Source organism: Pseudoleptotrichia goodfellowii (assembly GCF_007990505.1).
GTDB lineage: Bacteria > Fusobacteriota > Fusobacteriia > Fusobacteriales > Leptotrichiaceae > Pseudoleptotrichia > Pseudoleptotrichia goodfellowii.
Map to the genome: position 1 here is coordinate 279,709 of NZ_AP019822.1, position 21,362 is coordinate 301,070.

Sequence of the window (21,362 nt, forward strand, 5' to 3'; positions counted from 1 at the left end):
AGAAGGAGATGATGGCAATGAAAAGAGGACTGGTAGTTTGCAGAACAGGAATGGGAAGTAGTATGATGCTTAGAATAAAGCTTGAACAGGTTATAGGAGAAAATAAATTTCCTTTAGAATTGGAGCATGATGTTTTAAGTGCAATAAGTAATTATGATGTAGATTGTGTTATTACTATGATGGATTTAGTGGAACAGATAAAAGACGAGGCAAAATATGTAATAGGAATTAATGATTTAATGAACAAAGTTGAAATGAAAGAAAAAATTGAAAAATTTTTTGAAGAAAATAAATAATTTAATAGAGAAGGAGTGAAAAATATGGAATTAATGAAAATCGTAGTATTTGATTTACTGGGTTCAGCACCTATACTTGTCGGATTAATGGCATTATTAGGTCTTGCATTGCAGAAAAAGTCACCTGAAAAAATTATAAGTGGAACACTGAAAGCGATAGTAGGATTTTTAATATTTGCAGGAGGAGCCGGAATTGGAGTAACTGCTTTGAATAATTTTCAGAGTTTGTTCAGTGCAGGTTTTGGGTTAAAAGGAGTATTGCCGTTAGCTGAGGCGGTAACAGCATTAGCACAGACAAAATTTGCGACTGTTGTTTCGTTGATTATGGTTTTAGGATTTTTTTGCAACTTATTAGTAGCAAGATTCACAAAATTTAAGTATATTTTTCTTACAGGACAACATAATTTATATTTAGCTGCATTGTTGACTGTTGTATTGAAAGCTTTGAATTTCAGTAACGTGACAACAGTAATACTTGGTGGAATTATACTGGGAATTGCTGCAGCTTTATACCCTGCATTGGCTCAACCGTATATGAGAAAAGTAACGGGGAATGATGATATAGCAATGGGACATTATGTAACAATTGCTTATGCTTTATCAGGCTGGTTAGGAGGAAAAGTCGGAAATCCCGATGAAAGTACCGAAAAATTGAAATTGCCCGGATGGCTTTCTATATTTAAAGATTATATTGTTTCGGTAAGTATTTCAATAATTGTATTTTTCTATATTGCTTCATTTGCAGCAGGAAAAGAAACAGTGGAAAAATTATCAGGAGGAGTAAGCTGGCTTGTTTATCCGTTATTCCAATCTTTAACTTTTACTGCCTCACTTTACATTATTATAACAGGTGTGAGAATGCTATTAGGTGAGATAGTTCCTGCATTTGTAGGGATTTCAGAAAAATTAATACCTAATGCAAAACCTGCACTTGATTGTCCTGTAGTATTTCCTTATGCACCGACAGCTACAGTAGTAGGATTTTTATCAGCATATGCAGGAGGGTTGTTATGTATGATAGTATTGGCTATGCTTGGGATGACAGTTATTATACCTGTGGCAGTGCCTTATTTCTTTATCGGTGCGACGGCAGGAGTGTTCGGAAATGCTACCGGAGGTTGGAAAGGAGCTGTAGCGGGAGGTTTTGTTACAGGAATATTAATAGCTGTAGGACCTGCGTTATTATATCCGATTATGGAAATTATCGGATTAAAAGGAACTACTTTCCCTGAAACAGATTTTGTCGCATTAGGTTTAGTAATTTATTATTTAGGAAAAATGTTCGGAAGATAATTTATAAAGATAGGAGAAGTTTATGGAATATGATTTAGAACTTTTAAAAAAGAAATCACAAAAATACAGAAAAGCAATAATAGAACTGATATACAGAGCTAAAGCCGGACATCCTGGAGGTTCTTTGTCGTGTATAGACATATTGAATTATTTGTATACTTATAAAATTGATTTTAACAATGAGAATAGAAGTAGACTGGTTTTATCAAAAGGACATGTAACTCCGGCAATATATGCGGTTTTCATGGACTTGGGATTTATAAATGATGATGAGATTGACACTTTTAGGAGAGTAAATTCAAGATTACAGGGACATCCCGATAGAAATAAAATTCCTGAACTTGATGCCAATACAGGGCTCTTAGGTCAAGGGCTATCAATAGGAATAGGAATGGCTTTAGGAAAAAAGTTAAAAAAGGATAACAGTAAAGTTTATGTTATTATAGGAGACGGAGAAATGCAGGAAGGACAGATTTGGGAAGGATTAATGAGCGGAGCACATTATAATCTCAATAATTTGACAGTTTTTCTTGATTATAATAAATTGTCATCTAAAAATGATGTAAACAAAACTATGAATTTGGAGCCTATAAAGGATAAAATTGAGGCTTTCGGATGGAACCTAATAGAAATAAACGGTCATGAATTTAATGAAATTAAAAAGAGTATAGAATTTTCCGAAAAATCTGAAGATAAGCCTACTTTTATAATAGCTCATACTGTAAAAGGAAAAGGTGTCAGTTTCATGGAAAATAATCCTAAATGGCACAGCAGTGCTTTAACACAGGAAGAGTATGACGTTGCAATAGAAGATATAGAAAGGGGGAACTAGAAAATGAAAAAATATGAATATATTTCACCTCGAGATTATATAGGAGATATTTTAATTGAATTGGGAGAAAAAAATGACAAAATAACAGTTATAGATAGTGATTTAGCATCATCAGTTACTACTCATAAATTTCAACAAAGATTCCCCGAAAGATTTTTTGAAATGGGTATAGCCGAACAAAATTCATTGGGAGTAACGGCAGGATTAGCAACAGAAGGATTTATACCTTTTTATGTAAATTTTGCTATTTTCAGTACAGGTACGGTGTGGACACAGCTACGTCAATCCTGTTATGCAAATTTAAATATAAAAATAATAGGAACTCATCCGGGAATAGATAACGGACCTGACGGGGCTTCTCATCATGCTCTTGAAGATATTGCTTTATCAAGAGTTTTACCTAACTTAAAAGTATTCAATCCTTTAGATTTGGAAGACTTAAAGGCTGCAATAAAAAGAGCGATAGAAATAAAAGGACCTGTATATATAAGAGTTGCAAGAGATATAGTTCCTGTAATTTATAAAGAACTTCTAATTTTTAAAGAAGGAGTTTCCGAATTGTTATTTAATGAAGGAAATGATTATTTGCTTATTTTTGAAGGGACAGCTGCAAAACAGGCAGTGGAGGGCTTTAAACTTTTAAAAGAAAAAGGTTTTAAAAATAAGCTGTTAAATATAAAAAGTATAAAACCGCTAGATAAAGAAGGAATTCTGAACGAAGCAAAAAATATGAAAGGAATTATTACAATAGAAAACCATACTGTTAATGCAGGCTTAGGCGGAGCTGTTTCTGAAATAATTGCTGAAAGCGGCATGGGTGTTCCGTTAAGAAGAGTAGGCATTCAAGATACATTTACAGAATCTGGAAAAACAGGTGATGTAAAACAAAAGTATGGTTTGTCTGGAGAAAAAGTGCTTGAAACAGTTGAAAAGTTCTAAAATAGAATAATAAAAAAATGAAGTGTTTATTTGTTTTTAATACACTTCATTTTTATTAGATTCTGATTATTTAGAATCAAAATTTGACATTCTGAAAAGATGTGGTATTATAATAATATAATTTACGTAAACGATTTCTTAATATCAAAAAATAAAAAGGAAGGTGTGTTATTAATGAAAATAGCAATAGGAAGTGACCATGTAGGATTGGAATTAAAACCTGTAATAGTGGAATATTTAAAAGAATTAGGACATGAAGTCGAAGATTTTGGAGCGTATTCAAAAGAACGAACAGATTATCCAATTTATGGAGAAAAGGTTGCAAAAGCTGTTATAGAAGGAAATTATGACTGCGGAATAGTTATGTGTGGAACGGGAGTAGGCATCTCCATAGCGGCAAATAAAATAAAAGGAATAAGAGCTGTCGTATGCAGTGAACCTTATTCGGCAAAATTGTCTAAAGAGCATAATAATACTAATATATTAGCATTCGGATCAAGAGTAATAGGAAGTGAATTGGCAAAGATGATTGTAAAGGAATGGCTGGAGGCTGAGTTTGAAGGTGGACGTCATGCGAATAGGGTGAATATGCTTGATAATATGTAAAATATATGAGGAGAATTATACGGTCCTCATATATTTGTATACGTATTTTTAAGTTTTTTTCTGTTATAAAAAATATAGAAAATTATTAAAGCTTTTCCTCTTGACAAATTAAAAAATCGAGGTATATTTTTATTAAGAGTTACGTAAACGTTTACTGAAAATGAGGGGTAATATGAAAAACAAAAAAGTAGTATCTATCAAAGAATTGGCAGAAATGTCTGAAGTTTCTATAGCGACGGTTTCAAGAGTAATAAATAAAAAAGGAGGTTATTCTAAAGAAACTGAAGAAAAAATCTTAAAATTAGCAGAGAGCAAATCTTATCAGCAAAATGTCAATGCCAGAAGTTTAAGGACAAAAAAATCTCAAACAATAGGGGTTATTGTACCTGATATCAGTAATGAGTTTTTTGCTAAAATTATTCAGGCAGTAGAAAAACAGGCAATAAAATATAATTACTCGGTTTTTGTATGTAATACCGATGAAAATATTGAAATCGAAAAAAGACAGTTGAATAATCTTATAGGACAGTTTGTAGACGGAATAATCTATATAGGAGGCGGAGTTCAGTTGGGAAATGAAACTCAGGCTTTGAAAATACCGATGATTTATATTGACAGATACATAGACGATAAAGAGATATATATTGAATCTGATAATTTTCATGGAGGATATTTGGCAGGACAGGAGTTAATACAATCAGGCTGCAGAAAGATAGCTGTAATGAAAGATATAAGAAAAATATCTTCAGCACATAAAAGATATTTGGGGTTTTTAAAAGCTTTGAAAGATTCTAAAGTAGGATTTGATGAAAAATTATTATGTGATATTACAGTAATAAGCTATAAAGAAGCAAAAGAAAAAACTTTGGAATTACTTGATTCAGGGGAAGTTTTTGACGGAGTCTTTGCTACAAATGATACTTTGGCTTTGGGAGTAATGACGGCATTAAATGAGAGACGGATAAGAATTCCTAATGAAGTTAAAATAGTAGGCTTTGATAATATTTCGGCTTCGGAAATAGCAGGGATACCTCTTACAACAATAAATCAAAATAAAAGAAAAATGGGAGAACTTGCGGTAGAGTTGCTTATGGATAAAATACTGTCAAGAAAAAGCAATGTAAATAATATAAAAATTCCTGTCAATCTTATAAGAAGAAAAAGTACGGAAAATTAAAAAGGAGGACTGATATGAATAGTAATCCGTTAGTGGAAATGAAAAGTATTACAAAAAAATTCGGTGTAGTAACTGCTTTGAATGAAATTTCTTTTAAAATAAACAGAGGTGAGGTCCATGTGCTGTTAGGTGAAAACGGTGCGGGGAAGTCTACTCTTATGAAAATATTAAGCGGAGTTTATCAGCCAACTTCAGGAAAAATTATTATAAATGGCCGGGATTATGATTTTCTTACACCGAAACTTTCTTTTGAAAATAAAATCAGTATAATATATCAGGAATTAAGTGTAATCGACGAATTATCAATACAGGAAAATTTATTTGTAGGGAAATTGCCTGTAAAAAAAGTTTTAGGTATAGAAACAGTTGATTATCAATATATGGAAAATGTAACAAAAAAAATACTTTCAAAAATAGGTCTTGATAAAGATCCGTATACAACAGTGGAAGAACTTACAATAAGTGAAAAACAACAGGTTGAAATTGCCAAAGCACTTGCGGCGAATGCGGATATTATAATTATGGACGAGCCTACAACATCTTTAACAGAAACTGAAACAAATCATCTTTTTAAAATAATAAGACAACTGAAACTTGAAGGAAAAGGGATAGTGTATATTTCTCATAAATTGAAAGAACTTAAAGAAATAGGGGATATAGTAACAGTTTTAAAAGACGGAAAAGATGTAGGAACAAAAGATATTAAAACTGTTGATATAAAAGATTTAGTAACAATGATGGTCGGAAGAGAAATAAAATCAAGATATGATTCCAATAATCCTGAATTGGACAGAAAAGAAATTATTTTTGAAGTAAATGATTTGACCCGTTCTGATGAAAAAGTAAAAGATATCTCATTTAAGATTCACAAGGGAGAAATACTCGGTTTTGCAGGACTGGTAGGTTCGGGAAGAAGTGAGCTTATGGAAGCGATTTTCGGTGTAGAGCCTATAAAAAAAGGAACAATAAAAATGTTCGGAAAAGAATCTGTTCCTAAAAGTGAATATGATTCTATAAAAAAAGGAATGGGTTTTGTTACTGAAAACAGAAGAGAAACAGGATTTTTCCATAACTTTGATATTAAGCAGAATATTTCCATACTTCCTTTTATAAAAAGTTCAAAATTTAAAGGGACTTGGGGACTTACAGATAATTCCAAAGAAAAAGAATATGCATTAAAAGGGAAAAATCAGCTGAATATAAAATGTGCTTCAATAGATCAGAATATAACCGAACTGTCAGGAGGAAATCAGCAAAAAGTAATTTTAAGTAAATGGATGATGGCTGATTCTTCACTCATAATATTTGACGAACCGACTAAAGGAATAGACATAGGAAGTAAAAGCGAGATTTATACTATTATAAGAAAATTATCCGATGAAGGTAAAATCATAATGATGATTTCATCGGAAATGCCTGAATTATTAGCAGTATGTGATAAAATAGCCGTGTTTAAAGAAGGAAGAATAGCGGAAATTTTACCGATAGAAAAAGCTTCCGAGGAAGCGATAATGCGAATTTTAACAAGTGAAGGAGTGGAATAATGAAATCGGAATTTAATACATTATGGCAAAAATATGGGACTTTCGGGATTTTAATTATAGTAATGGTAGTTTTCGGAATAGGGCAACCTGCTTTGTTTTTCTCGTTTGACAATATAACACAAATTATATTACAAAGTTCTGTAAATATATTAATAGCATGTGGTGAGTTTTTTGCAATTCTTATTGCAGGAATAGACTTGTCTGTGGGCTCAGTAATAGCTCTTACGGGTATGTTTACAGGAAAGCTTCTTGTAGCGGGAATGAATCCTATTTTTGCAATATTAATAGGAGGAATTTTGGCAGGAGCATTAATAGGATTGTTAAACGGATTTTTAGTTAATGTCACAGAACTGCATCCTTTTATAATTACTTTGGGGACACAGGCAATTTTCAGAGGAGTAACACTTATTATTTCCGATGCAAGACCGGTTTTTGGATTTAGTCCTTTATTTGCAAAAATGATAGCAGGAAGAATTGTAGGAATACCGATACCTGCAATTATAGCGATTATTGTAGCTTTATTTTTAGGATTTTTAACGGCAAAAACAAAATTGGGAAGAAATATATATGCTCTCGGAGGAAACAAACAGGCAGCATGGTTTTCGGGAATAGATGTAAAACTGCATACTTTAATTGTATTTATTATATCCGGAACATGTGCAGGAATAGCAGGAGTGGTTTCTACAGCAAGAGTAGGAGCAGCTGAACCGGGTGCAGGAGCCGGATTTGAAACTTTTGCAATAGCTGCTGCAATTATTGGAGGAACAAGTTTTTTCGGAGGAAAAGGGAAAATATTCGGAGTAGTAATGGGAGGATTAATTATAGGAGTTATTAATAATGGACTAAACTTATTGACAGTACCTACATATTATCAGCAAATTGTAATGGGAGGATTGATTATATTGGCAGTTACTGCAGATAAAATATTTGGAGGCAAAAAGAAAGGAGAGTAACAATGGAAAAAATGAAATTTTCTCCGTCACTTATGTGTATGGATTTGACAAAGTTTAAAGAACAGGTGGATATACTCAATGAAAGGGCTGACTTTTATCATGTGGATATAATGGACGGACATTTTGTAAAAAATATAACACTATCTCCGTTTTTTGTAGAACAGTTGAATAAGATTACGAAACTTCCTATTGATGTACATTTAATGGTAGAATTTCCGGGAGATTATATTGATGAACTGGCGAAGTCGGGAGCAACGTATATATGTCCTCATGCTGAAACTATAAATAAAGATGCTTTCAGGGTAATTAATAAAATAAAATCTTTAGGCTGTAAAGCTGGAGTTGTTTTAAATCCTTCTACACCTGTGGAATGGATAAAATATTATATTCATCTTGTAGATAAAATAACTATTATGACAGTGGATCCGGGATTTGCAGGACAGCCTTTTATTCCTGAAATGCTTGAAAAAATAAAAGAATTAAAAAAAATAAAAGAAGAAAATAATTATTCATATTTAATTGAGATTGACGGATCCTGCAATGAAAGAACATTTAAAAGATTGACTTCAGCAGGAGCAGAGGTTCTAATAGTCGGAAGTTCGGGGCTATTTAATTTGGAAGAAGACCTTGTAGTTGCTTGGAATAAAATGATAGAAATATTTAATCGAGAAATTGCCGAGTAGGGAGGGCAACTATGAAAGAACAGAAAGACTATGTTTTAGGGATAGATATAGGAGGGACAAACTTTAGGATAGGATTGGTTTCCCAAAATTATGAAGTTGAAGAATTTCAAATAAAGCCTATTTTAGAGTTACAAAAAGGAGATTTTATAGATAATCTTTTAAAATATATAAAATTTTATACAGATTTATACAGAGAAAAAATAAAGGCTATAGGAATAGGATTTCCCTCAATTGTAAGTAAAGACAAAAAATATGTCTATTCCACTCCGAATATAAAAAATCTGGATAATATAAATGTTACGGATACTCTTGAGAAAAAACTTGATATTCCTGTATATATAAATAAAGATGTGAATTTTCTTATGTTAAAAGATGTAAAAGAAAATAATATAGAAAATGATAAAATAGCAATAGGACTTTATATAGGAACCGGATTTGGAAATGCTATTTATATAAATGGAAAGATTATCGAGGGAAAACATGGAGTAGCCGGAGAGCTGGGACATATTCCGGTTTTAGGTTCAAATGAAGTATGTGCATGTGGGAACACAGGCTGTATTGAAGCACATGCTTCGGGAAAAGCTTTAAAGAAAATATGTGAAGAAAACTTTCGTGAAACAGATATAGATAATATTTTTTCCGAACATAGAGATACAAAAATTATGGAAGATTTTATTGATACATTGTCAATACCTATTGTTACGGAAATAAATATTTTGGATCCTGATTATATAATTATTGCAGGGGGAGTACCTATAATGAAAGATTTTCCTATGGATAAACTGAAAAAATCGATTTATAAAAGGGCCAGAAAGCCTTATCCCGCAGAAGATTTAAATATAATTGTATCCAATCATGATCAAAAAAGTGGAATTTTGGGAGCGGCTTATTATATAAGAAACTATATGAAATAAATAGGTAACAAATTTAACAGTAGTGATTAAATAATATTTTTATAGGAGGAAAACTATGAACAGATTTTTAAAGAGCATTTTAATGCTTTTAGGATTATTTTTATTAGTATCATGTGGTGGAGGTTCAAAAGAAGCTGAAAAAACAGAAAGTGCAAAATCAGATTCAGGAGAAGGAAAAGCCGAAGTGGCAATTATTTTAAAAACTTTATCAAATCCTTTTTGGGTTAGCATGAAAGAAGGAATTGAAAAAGAAGCTGCCGCTCAGGGAATAAAAGTTGATATTTTTGCTGCAAATTCAGAAGAAGATGTTCAGGAACAGTTAAAACTTTTGGAAAATCTATTGGGAAAAGGTTATAAGGCAATAGGAGTAGCTCCTTTATCTCCTGTTAATATGATACCGGGAATAGTAGAAGCTAATAAAAAGGGAATTTATGTTGTAAACATTGATGAAAAAATAGACATGAATCAGTTACAGGCTTCAGGAGGAAGTGTTCTTGCCTTTGTTACTACGGACAATGTAAAAGTGGGAGCAAAAGGAGCAGAATTTATTATAAGCAAATTACCTGACGGTGGAGAAGTAGCTATTATAGAAGGAAAAGCGGGAAATGCTTCAGGAGAATATAGAAAACAGGGAGCAACAGAAGCGTTTAAAGCAAATTCAAAAATAAAACTTGTGGCAAGCCAACCTGCTGATTGGGACAGATCCAAGGCTCTTGATTTAGCTGCAAATTTAATTCAAAAATATCCTAATTTAAAAGCGATATATGCTGCAAATGACACTATGGCTTTAGGAGCTTTACAGGCTGTAGTAAATGCAAATAAACAAAATCAGATAATAGTAGTAGGAACAGACGGTGCACCTGAAGCATTGGATTCTATAAAACAGAAAGGATTAAGTGCAACAGTGGCACAGGATTCTGCAAATATAGGGGCGGAAAGTTTGAAAATTTTATTGGAAGCAATAAAAAATAAACCTGAGATATCTCCGAGTGCAACACCTAAAGAAGTTCCTGTAGAATCTAAATTAGTAACACAATAATAATTTTTTGACAGATCCCCTTGAATGCATAGTCTTTTCTACTATGTCTGTATTAAAGGGGATTATTTACTTAATTTTTATTATATTTAAGGGAGTTATAATGTTATATGAAATATTGAAAGATAATATAATAATGCAGGAAAATGTTTCGGATTGGGAAGAGAGTATAAAAAAAGCTTCTAATTTATTGGAAAAAACGGGAAAAATTGAAAAAAGATATATTGAAGCCATGATAAATGATATAAAACAAATGGGCTTTTATGTTGTGATAACTGATAAAGTTGCTATGCCTCATTCAAGACCTGAAAACGGTGTTAAGGAAACTGCATTATCATTGCTTAAATTGGAAAAACCTGTGAATTATGGAGAACATGAAGTAAATCTTGTTTTCATTTTAGCTGCTGAAAATAAAGAAAAACATATTGGCGTGCTAAAAGAATTATCAGATTTTCTTGATAGTGATGAAAGAATAGAGTCGCTGATAAATGCGAAGTCTATTGAAGAAATTGAAAAAATTTTTAAAAAATAGGAGGTAAAAAATGTTAAGGATTTTAACAGTGTGCGGAAACGGAATAGGGAGCAGTCTAATGCTTGCAATGAAAATAGAAGAAATATGTAAAGAGGAGGGAATGGATAGTATAACAGTAGAATCATCAGATTTTAACGGTGCTAAATCTAAAGAAACGGACATAATTGTAACAGTTAAAGAAATAGCAGAACAATTTCCCGAAGATAAAAAAGTCATTGTAACAAGAAGTTATACAAATAAAAAGAAAATAAAAGAGGATATATTGGAAGAATTGAGACAATATTATAATAATTAAGGAGGAAAAAAATTATGAAAGAGATATTGTTATTTTTAAGAGATGTTTTAAGTCAGCCTGCTATATTATTGGGATTGGTTTCTTTTGTAGGGTTGATAGCTTTGAAAAAACCGGGACATAAAGTATTGACCGGAACTTTGGGACCTATACTCGGGTATATTATGCTGGGAGCAGGAGCGGATTTTATAGTATCAAACTTGGATCCGTTAGGTAAAATGATAGAAAAAGGATTTAAAATCACAGGAGTGGTCCCGAATAATGAAGCTGTAGTTGCAACTGCTCAAAATTTGTTGGGAAAAGAGACAATGCTTATTCTTGTTGCAGGATTATTTGTAAATTTGATTGTGGCTAAATTTACAAAGTATAAATATATATTTTTAACAGGACATCACAGCTTTTATATGGCATGTTTATTATCAGCAGTTTTAGGAGCTATGGGATTTTCCAATGTAGCGTTGGTTATTATAGGAGGATTTTTTTTAGGAACTTGGAGTGCTATTTCCCCTGCAATCGGACAAAAGTATACGTTGAAAGTTACAGATGAAGAAGAAATTGCAATGGGGCATTTTGGAAGTTTAGGCTATTATATTTCTGCGTGGATTGGAGGGAAAGTAGGAAATCCTGAAAATACGACTGAAAATATGAAAATACCTGAAAAATGGGGATTTTTGAGAAATACGACAATAGCAACAGCTATTACAATGATAGTATTTTATCTAATAGCAGGAATTGCTGCAGGAAATGAATATGTTTCAACTCTTTCAAACGGAGTTTCGCCATATCTATATGTAATAATGTTGGGATTAAAATTTGCAGTAGGAGTAGCAATAGTTTATAACGGAGTAAGAATGATTTTAGCAGATTTAATACCTGCCTTCCAGGGAATTGCTACAAAAATAATTCCGAATAGTATTCCGGCTGTGGATTGTGCGGTTTTCTTTACGTTTGCTCAAACAGCAGTTATAATAGGATTTATTTTCAGCTTTATCGGTGGAATAATAGGAATGATAATATTGGGAATTACCGGAGGAGTTTTGATTATACCGGGACTTGTTCCGCATTTCTTCTGTGGAGCAACAGCAGGAATTTACGGTAACTCTACAGGAGGAAAAAGAGGGGCAATGATAGGTGCGTTTATAAACGGATTACTTCTTTCGTTTTTGCCGGCAGCATTATTACCTGTATTAGGAAAACTCGGATTTGCCAACACTACATTTGGAGATGTTGATTTTACAGTTATAGGAATTGTTTTAGGAACAATAAATAATTTCATGGGACATTTAGGAGTATATATAATTATTGCTATAATTATGATAGTATTAATTATACCTAATTTTGTAAAGACAAAATCGGAAACAATAAATAATATATAATTGTATTTAAAAAATTATTTTGACTACAAATAAAGAAATTTATTTGTAATAGAAAAAACTGTTATAAAGTAAAAATTTTATTTTATAGCAGTTTTTTCAAATATTCAATAGTTGACAAAAACAAAAAAAGTGATAGAATGTTATTTAAGAACAGAGCTGTTTTGATTTATTTTTCACAAGTACAGAAAAAATTAAAAAAATAATAATAGACAAAAGGAGATAAACAATGAAAAATTTAGATTTAAAACTGGATAAGTATGCACAGGTAATAGTAAAAATAGGAGCAAATGTGCAGCCGGGACAAAGAGTATGGATAAATTGTACAACTGATTCGTTGCCTTTGGTGTATAAAGTGACAGAAGCTTCATATAAAGCAGGAGCAAGTGATGTTCACGTAAAATTATCCGATGATAAATTGACACGTATGCACGCTGAATATCAACCTACAGAAGTATATTCACATGTACCTCAATGGTTAGTAGACGAGAGAAATGAATATTTAGATAACAATGTAGTATTTATACATATTTTAAGCAGTTCTCCCAATCTTCTTTCGGGAGTAGATCCGAAAAAACTCGGAGCATATACTAAAAATATGGGAGAAGCTTTTAAATACTATCGTTCCCGTGTGATGACAGATGCAAATTCATGGACATTGGCAAGCTATCCTTCGGCAGACTGGGCAAAACTTGTATTTCCTGAAGAAAAAGATTCTGAAAAAGCTCAGGAAAAACTGTTGGATGCTATTTTGAAAACAGTAAGAGTAGACGGAGAAGATCCTGTAAAAGCTTGGGAAGAACACCATAAAATACTTTCGGAAAAGGCTGATTATTTGAATAAAAAAGCTTTCTCGGCTTTGCATTATACTGCACCGGGAACAGATTTAACAGTAGGATTGCCTAAAAATCATGTATGGATTGCAGCAGGAAGCAAAAATCTCAAAGGAGATCATTTTATGCCGAATATGCCTACAGAAGAAGTGTTTACAGCGGCAGATAAATACAGAATAGACGGATACGTTTCCAATAAAAAGCCGTTGTCTTATCAGGGAAATATAATTGATAATTTTAAATTGACTTTTAAAGACGGAAAAGTAGTTGATTTTCAGGCTGAAACAGGATACGATATTTTGAAGCAGCTTCTTGATACTGATGAAGGAGCAAAAAGTATCGGAGAAGTAGCTTTGGTCCCTCATGATTCACCGATTTCCAATTCGGGACTTTTGTATTATCAGACATTATTTGATGAAAATGCTTCAAATCATTTGGCATTGGGGGCAGCTTATCCTACAAATGTTAAAGGTGGAAAAGATATGAGCGAAGAAGAACTTGAAAAAGCTCATTTGAATCAGTCTATTACGCATGTAGACTTTATGATAGGAGATGCCGAAATGGATATTGACGGTATTAATGAAGACGGAACAAGAGAGCCTGTATTCAGAAAAGGAAACTGGGCATTTTAAGAAAATGAAATAAATGAGGGCTTATTGCTGCCCTCATACACTTGTTAACCGCCACTTTGTCGACTTTGTCGATTTCGGTAATGCGGATAAAATTTTTAGAAAAACTTATTTTTATTTATAAAATTTAAACGATATAAACGAAATGTAACCTTAATATCTTTAGGTTGCCACTGTTCTTCATAGGAATATTGATAACTCATTCCTAATTTTTTCATGACTTCTCCGCTACGGGGATTGTTGATGTCATGAGTAGCTGTAATGTAAGGTATTCCGTCTTTTTTCAGTTGTTCAATAACAGCTTTACAAGCTTCCGTTACGATTCCTTTATTCCAAAACTCTTTACGCAGTCCGTAACCTAAATCATAATTACTGTCCATATTTACATTTATATATCCTATAGGAATGTTATCGGTTTTTAAACAAATTGCATAATTATAGCCTAAAGGATTTTTATAATTTTTTTCATATCTTTCAGCAAAAAACATTTCCGCTTCTTTTATAGATTTTAAAGAAAACCACGGTAAAAAAGTATTGACTTCTTCATCACTGTAAATTTCAAATATAGATTTTAAGTCATTTTTTGTAAATTTTCTTAATATCAGACGTTCTGTTTCTAAATTCGGAGTATTCTTTAAGTTCATTTTTTGCTCCTTTGAATTGTTCCGCAATCAGTTGTAATTTATTAATTAGGCATTTTTGAAAAAACCAAAGATCCATTATCGGATTTTAGTGTAAGAATGTCACCTTTCAATTCAAAGGTTTTGACATTTTGGAGAATCTGGAAATAATTTTGTTCCGCTTTCATTAATTCAGTGAAACCTGCCCTTAGAGTGCTGCTTATTTGAGTAAGCGAAATATTATTTCCTTTTATTTTATAACCTGCGGTATAGTTATTTACTCCGCCGCTTCCGTTAATTACATCAGATGAAAAATTGAGAGTAATCATAACATTTTCTTCTCTTCCCTCAATAACAACTTTTTTTAAGGCTTTTCCCGAGACACTTTTTAATTTCCATGAAGTATGCAAAAGTTTATTTGTATTCATGCTGTTGTTAACGGATGTTCCTTTACTTACTTTACTTTTAGCTGCAAAGCCGGAAGTAAAAGTTAAAACAAGAAATATTGACATTAAAACTAAAACAGTTTTCGATTTCATAATAAAATCATTCCTTTCAAAAATATTTTTTATATTTTTATAATTTTTACAAAAATTTATATTGAATTTTAGTAATTTTAATTAATTTTACGATCATATAATCCTGAATTTATATATTTTTTATGTTTGTAACCAAATATCCTATAGATTTTATTAAATCTGAAATAAGTTTGTCATCGACATCCGAAGAAAAATCAACTTCGGAACATTTATTTTCAAGATTTATATTAACTTCTTCAGTTTCAGGAAGTCCGTATAAAGCATTTTCGACTTTTTGGGTACAATGACTACAATTCATGCCTTCTATTTCTATGATTTTTTTCATTTGTTATTTTGTATAATTAATATGAATCTTATTTCTCAAGTATATTAAAAATACGACTCCTTTCTTTATACATTAATAATTTTAGATGTATTATAAAGAATGAACTTTAAATTAAAAATTTTTATATTACTTTTCAAAAGCATATCCGACATTCAAAGTGACAAAACCTTGATGTAATGTAAATTTATCACTATAATTGTAAGCAGCTGTTTTATAGTTTCTTTTTACTCTTATTCCTTCCCAATTATAGCTTAAGTCCGTTGTAAAATTTTTATATTGAATACCTAAACCTGCTGAAGCATATACGCCTCCTCCAAATTTTATTTCACCTGAATTTTTTTGATTTTCCCATTTTAAATTTCCATTTCTGAAAGCATAACCTAATTCGTATCTGATATAAGGTGCTACTTTCCCATCTGTAAAATTGTTAAAAAGATTTCCTTTACCCACAAAATATATAGGTACCGAAACTATATTTTTAGATTTGGAATTTTCAATAGATTTTAAACTATTATATTTTAAACCTATTCCTAGTCCTATTTCAAAATCATCTATGGAATCTCTTGCTTCAATCGAAGCTCCAAATCCATTTTTTACAATATCTTTTTTAGAAAAAGTGTTTCCTGAAAATTCATTTTTAAATTTACCTTTTGACAATAAATTTCCTCCGAATCTTATTTCAGTGGTACTTGCATTAACTAAAACAGGTGCTAACAGAAATAAGAATAAATATTTTTTCATTTGTTTACCTCCTGATTTTATTCGTAAAAAATAAAAACTAAAGATATTTTATAATTATATACAAATATCTAATGAAATATTACCAAAATTACTTTATCTTGTCAATTTATATTTACAATTTTCGATATAAACTGTATAATAATATAAAATTACGAAAGGAATCCTATAATATAAATGAATCATTATTTTTCGGAAAAACCGGATATAAAATCTCAAAGGAAAAAAATAAAATATACGATAGAAAATAAGGAGATGGAATTTATTACCGATAACGGAGTTTTTTCAAAGTCGAAAATCGATTTCGGAACGGATCTGATGTTGAAAACTTTTATAAAAAATTTTAAAACTAAAAAAAGTTTTGATGTTTTGGATATAGGATGCGGCTACGGAATAGTTTCGGTTGTGTTAAAAACTTTTTATCCGTTATCTTCTGTAACTTTATCCGATGTAAATGAGCGAGCTTTGGAATTAAGTGAAGAAAATTTGAAAAATCATAATATAAATGATTATAAAATAGTAAAATCTTTTGCTTTTGACAATATTTCGGATAAATATGACATAATTATGTCAAATCCGCCGATTAGGGCAGGAAAAGAAACAATTTTTAAAATATACGAAGGAGCTTACGAGCATTTGAACAATAAAGGGGAATTTTATTGTGTAATCCAGACAAAACACGGAGCTAAAAGCACTCAAAAAAAACTGGAAGAGATTTTCGGAAATTGTGAAACATTAACAATAGACGGAGGATATAGAATTTACAAGGCTAAAAAAAATTAAAATAAAAAAAGAGATTTTAGTTTGACAATCAAAGTAAAATATGATAATATCTATTTATAATTATTAAGGATTACTTTTAACATATATTTGGGAGGAAATAAACATGTCAAAAATTGGTATTTTTTACGGAACAACAACAGGGGTAACTGAAGATGCGGCTAATAAAATAGCTGATAAATTGGACGGAGCGGATGTATTTAATATTGCCGGAAATGAAGATAAACTCGGAGATTATGATGTTCTTATTTTAGGGACTTCTACTTGGGGATTCGGTGATTTGCAGGATGATTGGCAAACAGCAGTGGATGAGTTGGCTAAGCTTGATTTGAAAGGTAAAAAAGTAGCTTATTTCGGATGCGGGGATCAAATGACTTTCTCTGAAACATATGTTGACGGAATAGGGATTTTAAACGAAGAGATTGAAAAAACAGGAGCTGAAGTAATAGGTCAGACAAGTACTGAAGGATACGATTTCAGTGAGTCGAGAGCAGTTAAAAATTCAAAATTTTTAGGATTGGCGATTGACGAAATAAATCAGCCTGATTTAACTGATGAAAGAATAGATGTGTGGGTAGAAGAGTTAAAAAAAGTTTTATAAAATAATAAGGAATTACCTCAGAACAGAAAATAGGAATATCACTGTTATGAGAAGGTTCTTTTCTAAAAAAGACAATAAGATATTTTTATAAATAAAAATAGGTCTGTTTAAAAGACGGGAAGCACATTAAATGTGATTTTAGCTATATTTTATATATATAACTAAAATAAATCAATTTTCACGAGTTGATTTTCTCTCCAAAAAGCAAACGGTCGACGTGTCCACAGCGTCGACTTTTTGTTTTCCCAATATTTTTTAGGGACTTTGTTGTGTTTTGATGGTATCGGTAATATGGTCATTTTTTCTGAAAACTTCAATAAAATAACATAAAACTTCAATATTTTGAAGTGCGGTAGGTATACCGTAGGTACACTTTAGAAATGATTTGAAAGATAATGACTTCAATATTTTGAAGCCGTAAATTTTTGTAAGTGTTTTTTAAAAAATCAATTTTTTATAAATAACAAAAAAAGCTGCCAAATTAATTGGCAGGTATCATTTTTCATAGAGTTGTTTTACTTATCCTTTAATCTTATAAGTACATTTTTATTATTTACTATCTTTTTTCCAATTCTTTCATTGCTTGTTGTTTTATTTTTTCTTATTAAAATAATCTTTCACTATAGGAGCTACTTTTGTTCCGTATAACTCTATAGATTTTAATACTTCTTCATGGGGCATCGAACCGATAGGAAGATGGAGCATAAATCTGTCCAATCCCAAATTTTCTATTATTTTAATAAGTTTGTCGGCAACATGTTCAGGAGATCCCACAAACATTGCTCCGTCAGGACCGACTGACTGCAGATAGTGTTCTTTGCTCAATCCTCTCCAATGAGGTCTTTCTTTAGCTATCTGGTCTGTCAATACTTTAGTCGGATAAAAATATTTTTCTATCGCTTCTTCGGTATTATCCCAGACAAATCCCCATGAATGAGCAGCAACTTTAAGTTTTTCAGGGCTATGACCGTTTTCTACACCGAATTTTTTATAAATATCTATTAATTGCTTAAATGCAAGGGGATTTCCTCCGATTATTGCATAAACTATAGGCAGACCTTTCTGAGCAATTCTTAAACTTGATTCCACATGTCCTCCTGTTGCGACCCAAATCGGAAAATCTTCCTGAACGGGACGAGGATAAACACCTCTACCGTCAATACTTTGTGTGAAATTGCCTTTCCAGTTCATAATCTCGTTTTTTTTCAGTTCAAGCATCATATTCAGTTTTTCATTAAACAGTTCTTCGTAATTTTCGAGTTTATATCCAAACAAAGGAAATGCTTCAGTAAAAGAACCTCTTCCAAGCATAATTTCTGCACGTCCGTTAGATATAGCATCTATTGTTGCAAAATTCTGAAAAACTCTCACGGGATCATTGGACGATATATTTGTAGTTGCACTGGACAGTTTAATATTTTTTGTATTTACAGCTCCGGTCGCAAGAACTATTTCAGGGGCTGATACTGCGAAATCAGAGCGATGATGTTCTCCTATGGCATAAATATCCAATCCTACTTTATCGGATAATTCTATTTCTTCAATCAAGTTTCTTATACGTTTGTCATGAGACAATACTTCTCCTGTTTTTTCTATGGGAGTTGTTTCTCCGAATGAACTTATTCCTAATTCTATCATATTTATCACTTCTTTCTTTAAAATTTATTTTTATAATATTTTTTCAATTTTTCTATTTCCTGATCATTAATTTCATGCCCTCCGTCAAGAAGAATGACATCAAATTTATCGTAACCGATATTTTCAAATTCTTTTTTCATTTTCATTACATCTCCTGCAGGAGCCATAAGATCTGTAGCTCCTGTTGTGACAATAATGACATTTTTTAAAGGTCTGCTTTCAAATTTCCAACCTAGATGACTTGGATGAAGCAGTATAGTTTTATCTGCAATATCGGGTCTTTTTTCCAGTATTGCCGTTATAAAATTTGCTCCGTTGGAATAACCTATAAATGTTATTTTTTTTCCTTTTGTCAGTTCCAAATTATCCCATTGAGTAAGAAATTTCTCTACTCTTTCTGCCAAGCCTTTTCTGTCAGGCTCTCTTTTTCCTATAAGTGGTGCAAAAAATCTTCTTTTTATTCCGACACCTGTATCTCCTGAAAAGCTCAATACACTTGCATAAGGATCCAGTTCTCCCGTCAAGAAAAGTAGACTGTTTTCATTGCCGCCTGTTCCATGAAACAGTACAAACATTTCGTCTGTTCCTTTTATATACATATATTCCATAATTTCCTCCTTACTTTTTGCGGTTGTTATTCTTGTATTTTATTATTCCTGTTTTATTTTAATTCGTAGTTCACATTACGTTCTATTTCTTCTCTTCTGTTTTCCAAAAATTCCGGTAAAAATAAAGGAATCTCATGAAACTGTTTTCCCTGCTCAGGAAAAGATTCTTTTTCTTTATTTAGGGGAGTTGCAGTTTCAAATAAATTGAAGTTAGGCTCTCTGAAATAACTTGAGACGATAAATTCTCTGTCTATAATTCCTGAATTTTGAACATTTTTATCTTCAAGTTCTTTTTGAAGAACTTTCAAATCTTCCACACTTTCCACTCCGAAAGCTATATGGTGTATTCCTCCTACGCCTAATCGCTGTATTTCTGAAGCTTTATCCTCAATAATATGTATTTCATGTTTGAAAGGACTGTTTTTAAATCTGAATAATGACACTTTCAAGTTATTTACTGTAATTTCGTCATATTTTTCAAATCCGTAATTTTTTTCAAGAATTTTTTGTGTGGGCTCTGTATATCTTACTCTCAAATGAATATCGCCGATTCCTAAAACAGCGTGTTCTTCAGGAATATCTTCTGCTACAAAAGGTTCCATTTCTCCGAGTTCTCCTTTTCTGTAAACAAGTCCCAGTCTTTGTCCGTCCTCATCTTCAAATCTCAATATCTTCTGCCCGTTGTATGTTTCGATACCGTAATGACATACATTGAAGTCGTCAAATCTTTTTTCCCAAAAATAAAGTGATTTTTCGGATCTTACTAAAAACATTGTTCTTTCAATTGCATTTGTTCCGAATCTGTTTTCTTTCATGCCTTTCATTTCAAAAACAGTAAATTCCGTTCCGCCTCTCCCTGTTTCATCACCGAAAAACAGATGATACATATTCGGATCGTCCTGATTGACGGTTTTTAATATTAATTTCAATCCCAAAATGTGATGATAAAAGTAAAATGCTCTTTCTGCGTTACTTGACAACACCGAAACATGGTGCAATCCTGTATTATTCATAATAAATCCCTCTTTTCTTTTTCTTTTATTTTTATGTACAAACGAATTATATCATTCTTAAATTTAATATACAAGTACGCACTAAAAAGTGCTATAATATGAAAAAGTATACAAATTGAAATGAGAGGATTTGAGAGATGTCTGAAGATATAAAAATTGAACCGAATTTGTGTCGGACTGATGACGGACTTGATACAATTATTGGAAAATGGGAATTACCTATTTTATTACATATGATGAAAAACGGAACTATGAGGTTTTCAGACTTTATGAGAGCTATGCCCGAAATAACCCAGAAAATGCTTACAAAAAATCTGCGTGAATTGGAAGAAGATGATTTGATAAGCCGTTTTTCTTATCCTACAATTCCGCCGAAAGTAGAGTATTCATTGACAGAGCATGGAAAGGAACTTGAGCCGATTATTGATCAGCTACATAAATGGGGTATTCGTCATAAAGAGCATATACAGAAAAAGTGGCAGAATATGATTTGAAAATTACCTTTATCTATTAAAGAATAAAAAATATGTACCTCTAAACTTTTCAGATATTTCTGTCAAGTTTTTAG

25 protein-coding genes are annotated in these 21,362 nt (G+C 31.7%); 18 read left to right on the forward strand and 7 right to left on the reverse strand.

Features of this window, described 5'->3' with window-relative positions:
* The first annotated feature begins 11 nt into the window (after positions 1-11).
* The 15 genes from FVE72_RS01245 to FVE72_RS01315 all read left to right on the forward strand — a co-directional run bounded on the left by FVE72_RS01245 (position 12) and on the right by FVE72_RS01315 (position 13,935).
* On the forward strand, positions 12-296 hold the full coding sequence (locus tag FVE72_RS01245; RefSeq protein ID WP_036055991.1) for a PTS sugar transporter subunit IIB: 285 nt from the start codon (positions 12-14) through the stop codon (positions 294-296).
* 24 nt (positions 297-320) lie between these two features.
* Positions 321-1,589, forward strand: a complete 1,269-nt coding sequence (locus FVE72_RS01250; RefSeq protein WP_006808284.1) for a PTS ascorbate transporter subunit IIC — start codon at positions 321-323, stop codon at positions 1,587-1,589.
* Between the two features lie 22 nt (positions 1,590-1,611).
* A complete protein-coding gene (locus FVE72_RS01255) occupies positions 1,612-2,421 on the forward strand; it encodes a transketolase (RefSeq protein WP_026736942.1) in 810 nt (269 codons plus the stop codon).
* A gap of 3 nt (positions 2,422-2,424) precedes the next feature.
* Positions 2,425-3,360, forward strand: coding sequence for a transketolase family protein (locus FVE72_RS01260; RefSeq protein WP_026736943.1), 936 nt, complete (start codon positions 2,425-2,427; stop codon positions 3,358-3,360).
* Between the two features lie 174 nt (positions 3,361-3,534).
* Positions 3,535-3,966 (forward strand): ribose 5-phosphate isomerase B, encoded by a 432-nt coding sequence (gene rpiB, locus FVE72_RS01265; RefSeq protein ID WP_006808283.1) that lies wholly within the window; start codon positions 3,535-3,537, stop codon positions 3,964-3,966.
* Between the two features lie 172 nt (positions 3,967-4,138).
* Positions 4,139-5,143 (forward strand): LacI family DNA-binding transcriptional regulator, encoded by a 1,005-nt coding sequence (locus FVE72_RS01270; RefSeq protein WP_026736944.1) that lies wholly within the window; start codon positions 4,139-4,141, stop codon positions 5,141-5,143.
* A gap of 14 nt (positions 5,144-5,157) precedes the next feature.
* On the forward strand, positions 5,158-6,687 hold the full coding sequence (locus tag FVE72_RS01275; RefSeq protein ID WP_026736945.1) for an ATP-binding cassette domain-containing protein: 1,530 nt from the start codon (positions 5,158-5,160) through the stop codon (positions 6,685-6,687).
* A complete protein-coding gene (gene alsC / locus FVE72_RS01280) occupies positions 6,687-7,640 on the forward strand; it encodes a D-allose ABC transporter permease (RefSeq protein ID WP_006806615.1) in 954 nt (317 codons plus the stop codon). The genes FVE72_RS01275 and alsC overlap by 1 nt, the downstream gene beginning before the upstream one ends.
* A gap of 2 nt (positions 7,641-7,642) precedes the next feature.
* Positions 7,643-8,323 (forward strand): D-allulose 6-phosphate 3-epimerase, encoded by a 681-nt coding sequence (alsE, locus tag FVE72_RS01285; protein ID WP_026736947.1) that lies wholly within the window; start codon positions 7,643-7,645, stop codon positions 8,321-8,323.
* Between the two features lie 11 nt (positions 8,324-8,334).
* Positions 8,335-9,237: an allose kinase gene (gene alsK / locus FVE72_RS01290; RefSeq protein ID WP_026736948.1), complete on the forward strand. Its 903-nt coding sequence runs from the start codon at positions 8,335-8,337 to the stop codon at positions 9,235-9,237.
* Between the two features lie 55 nt (positions 9,238-9,292).
* A complete protein-coding gene (gene alsB / locus FVE72_RS01295; RefSeq protein ID WP_006806972.1) occupies positions 9,293-10,276 on the forward strand; it encodes a D-allose transporter substrate-binding protein in 984 nt (327 codons plus the stop codon).
* A 100-nt stretch (positions 10,277-10,376) separates the two neighbouring features.
* Entirely contained in the window at positions 10,377-10,805 is a 429-nt protein-coding gene (locus FVE72_RS01300) for a PTS sugar transporter subunit IIA (RefSeq protein WP_026736949.1), read from the forward strand.
* A 10-nt stretch (positions 10,806-10,815) separates the two neighbouring features.
* Complete coding sequence (locus tag FVE72_RS01305) at positions 10,816-11,100, forward strand: PTS sugar transporter subunit IIB (protein ID WP_026736950.1); 285 nt, start codon at positions 10,816-10,818, stop codon at positions 11,098-11,100.
* A 14-nt stretch (positions 11,101-11,114) separates the two neighbouring features.
* The gene (locus FVE72_RS01310; RefSeq protein ID WP_006806971.1) at positions 11,115-12,473 is read left to right on the forward strand and encodes a PTS ascorbate transporter subunit IIC; all 1,359 of its coding nucleotides are present in this window, start codon (positions 11,115-11,117) and stop codon (positions 12,471-12,473) included.
* A 226-nt stretch (positions 12,474-12,699) separates the two neighbouring features.
* Positions 12,700-13,935, forward strand: coding sequence for an aminopeptidase (locus tag FVE72_RS01315; RefSeq protein WP_026736951.1), 1,236 nt, complete (start codon positions 12,700-12,702; stop codon positions 13,933-13,935).
* A gap of 95 nt (positions 13,936-14,030) precedes the next feature.
* Here the strand turns inward: FVE72_RS01315 and FVE72_RS01320 are convergent, their stop codons facing one another.
* The 4 genes from FVE72_RS01320 to FVE72_RS01335 form a co-directional block, all read right to left on the reverse strand.
* Complete coding sequence (locus tag FVE72_RS01320; protein WP_051411714.1) at positions 14,031-14,576, reverse strand: GNAT family N-acetyltransferase; 546 nt, start codon at positions 14,574-14,576, stop codon at positions 14,031-14,033.
* A gap of 41 nt (positions 14,577-14,617) precedes the next feature.
* Positions 14,618-15,091, reverse strand: a complete 474-nt coding sequence (locus tag FVE72_RS01325; protein ID WP_051411715.1) for an META domain-containing protein — start codon at positions 15,089-15,091, stop codon at positions 14,618-14,620.
* 109 nt (positions 15,092-15,200) lie between these two features.
* On the reverse strand, positions 15,201-15,416 hold the full coding sequence (locus tag FVE72_RS01330; protein WP_006806285.1) for a heavy-metal-associated domain-containing protein: 216 nt from the start codon (positions 15,414-15,416) through the stop codon (positions 15,201-15,203).
* Positions 15,417-15,542: 126 nt separating this feature from the next.
* Entirely contained in the window at positions 15,543-16,157 is a 615-nt protein-coding gene (locus FVE72_RS01335; RefSeq protein WP_006806277.1) for a hypothetical protein, read from the reverse strand.
* Between the two features lie 174 nt (positions 16,158-16,331).
* Here FVE72_RS01335 and FVE72_RS01340 point away from each other — a divergent pair, with 174 nt between their 5' ends.
* Both FVE72_RS01340 and FVE72_RS01345 read left to right on the forward strand, forming a co-directional pair.
* Positions 16,332-16,937 carry a class I SAM-dependent methyltransferase gene (locus tag FVE72_RS01340; RefSeq protein WP_026736952.1) on the forward strand — a complete coding sequence of 202 codons (606 nt, stop codon included), beginning with the start codon at positions 16,332-16,334 and terminating at the stop codon, positions 16,935-16,937.
* 103 nt (positions 16,938-17,040) lie between these two features.
* Complete coding sequence (locus FVE72_RS01345) at positions 17,041-17,535, forward strand: flavodoxin (RefSeq protein WP_026736953.1); 495 nt, start codon at positions 17,041-17,043, stop codon at positions 17,533-17,535.
* A 591-nt stretch (positions 17,536-18,126) separates the two neighbouring features.
* Here FVE72_RS01345 and FVE72_RS01350 read toward each other — a convergent pair.
* From FVE72_RS01350 to FVE72_RS01360, 3 genes are read right to left on the reverse strand one after another with little or no spacing between them, the layout of a single operon-like run.
* Positions 18,127-19,173 (reverse strand): LLM class flavin-dependent oxidoreductase, encoded by a 1,047-nt coding sequence (locus FVE72_RS01350; RefSeq protein ID WP_026736954.1) that lies wholly within the window; start codon positions 19,171-19,173, stop codon positions 18,127-18,129.
* A gap of 17 nt (positions 19,174-19,190) precedes the next feature.
* The gene (locus tag FVE72_RS01355; RefSeq protein ID WP_026736955.1) at positions 19,191-19,781 is read right to left on the reverse strand and encodes an alpha/beta hydrolase; all 591 of its coding nucleotides are present in this window, start codon (positions 19,779-19,781) and stop codon (positions 19,191-19,193) included.
* A gap of 53 nt (positions 19,782-19,834) precedes the next feature.
* Positions 19,835-20,794: a VOC family protein gene (locus FVE72_RS01360; RefSeq protein WP_026736956.1), complete on the reverse strand. Its 960-nt coding sequence runs from the start codon at positions 20,792-20,794 to the stop codon at positions 19,835-19,837.
* A gap of 137 nt (positions 20,795-20,931) precedes the next feature.
* Here FVE72_RS01360 and FVE72_RS01365 point away from each other — a divergent pair, with 137 nt between their 5' ends.
* Entirely contained in the window at positions 20,932-21,288 is a 357-nt protein-coding gene (locus tag FVE72_RS01365) for a winged helix-turn-helix transcriptional regulator (protein WP_036055997.1), read from the forward strand.
* Positions 21,289-21,362: the final 74 nt, after the last annotated feature.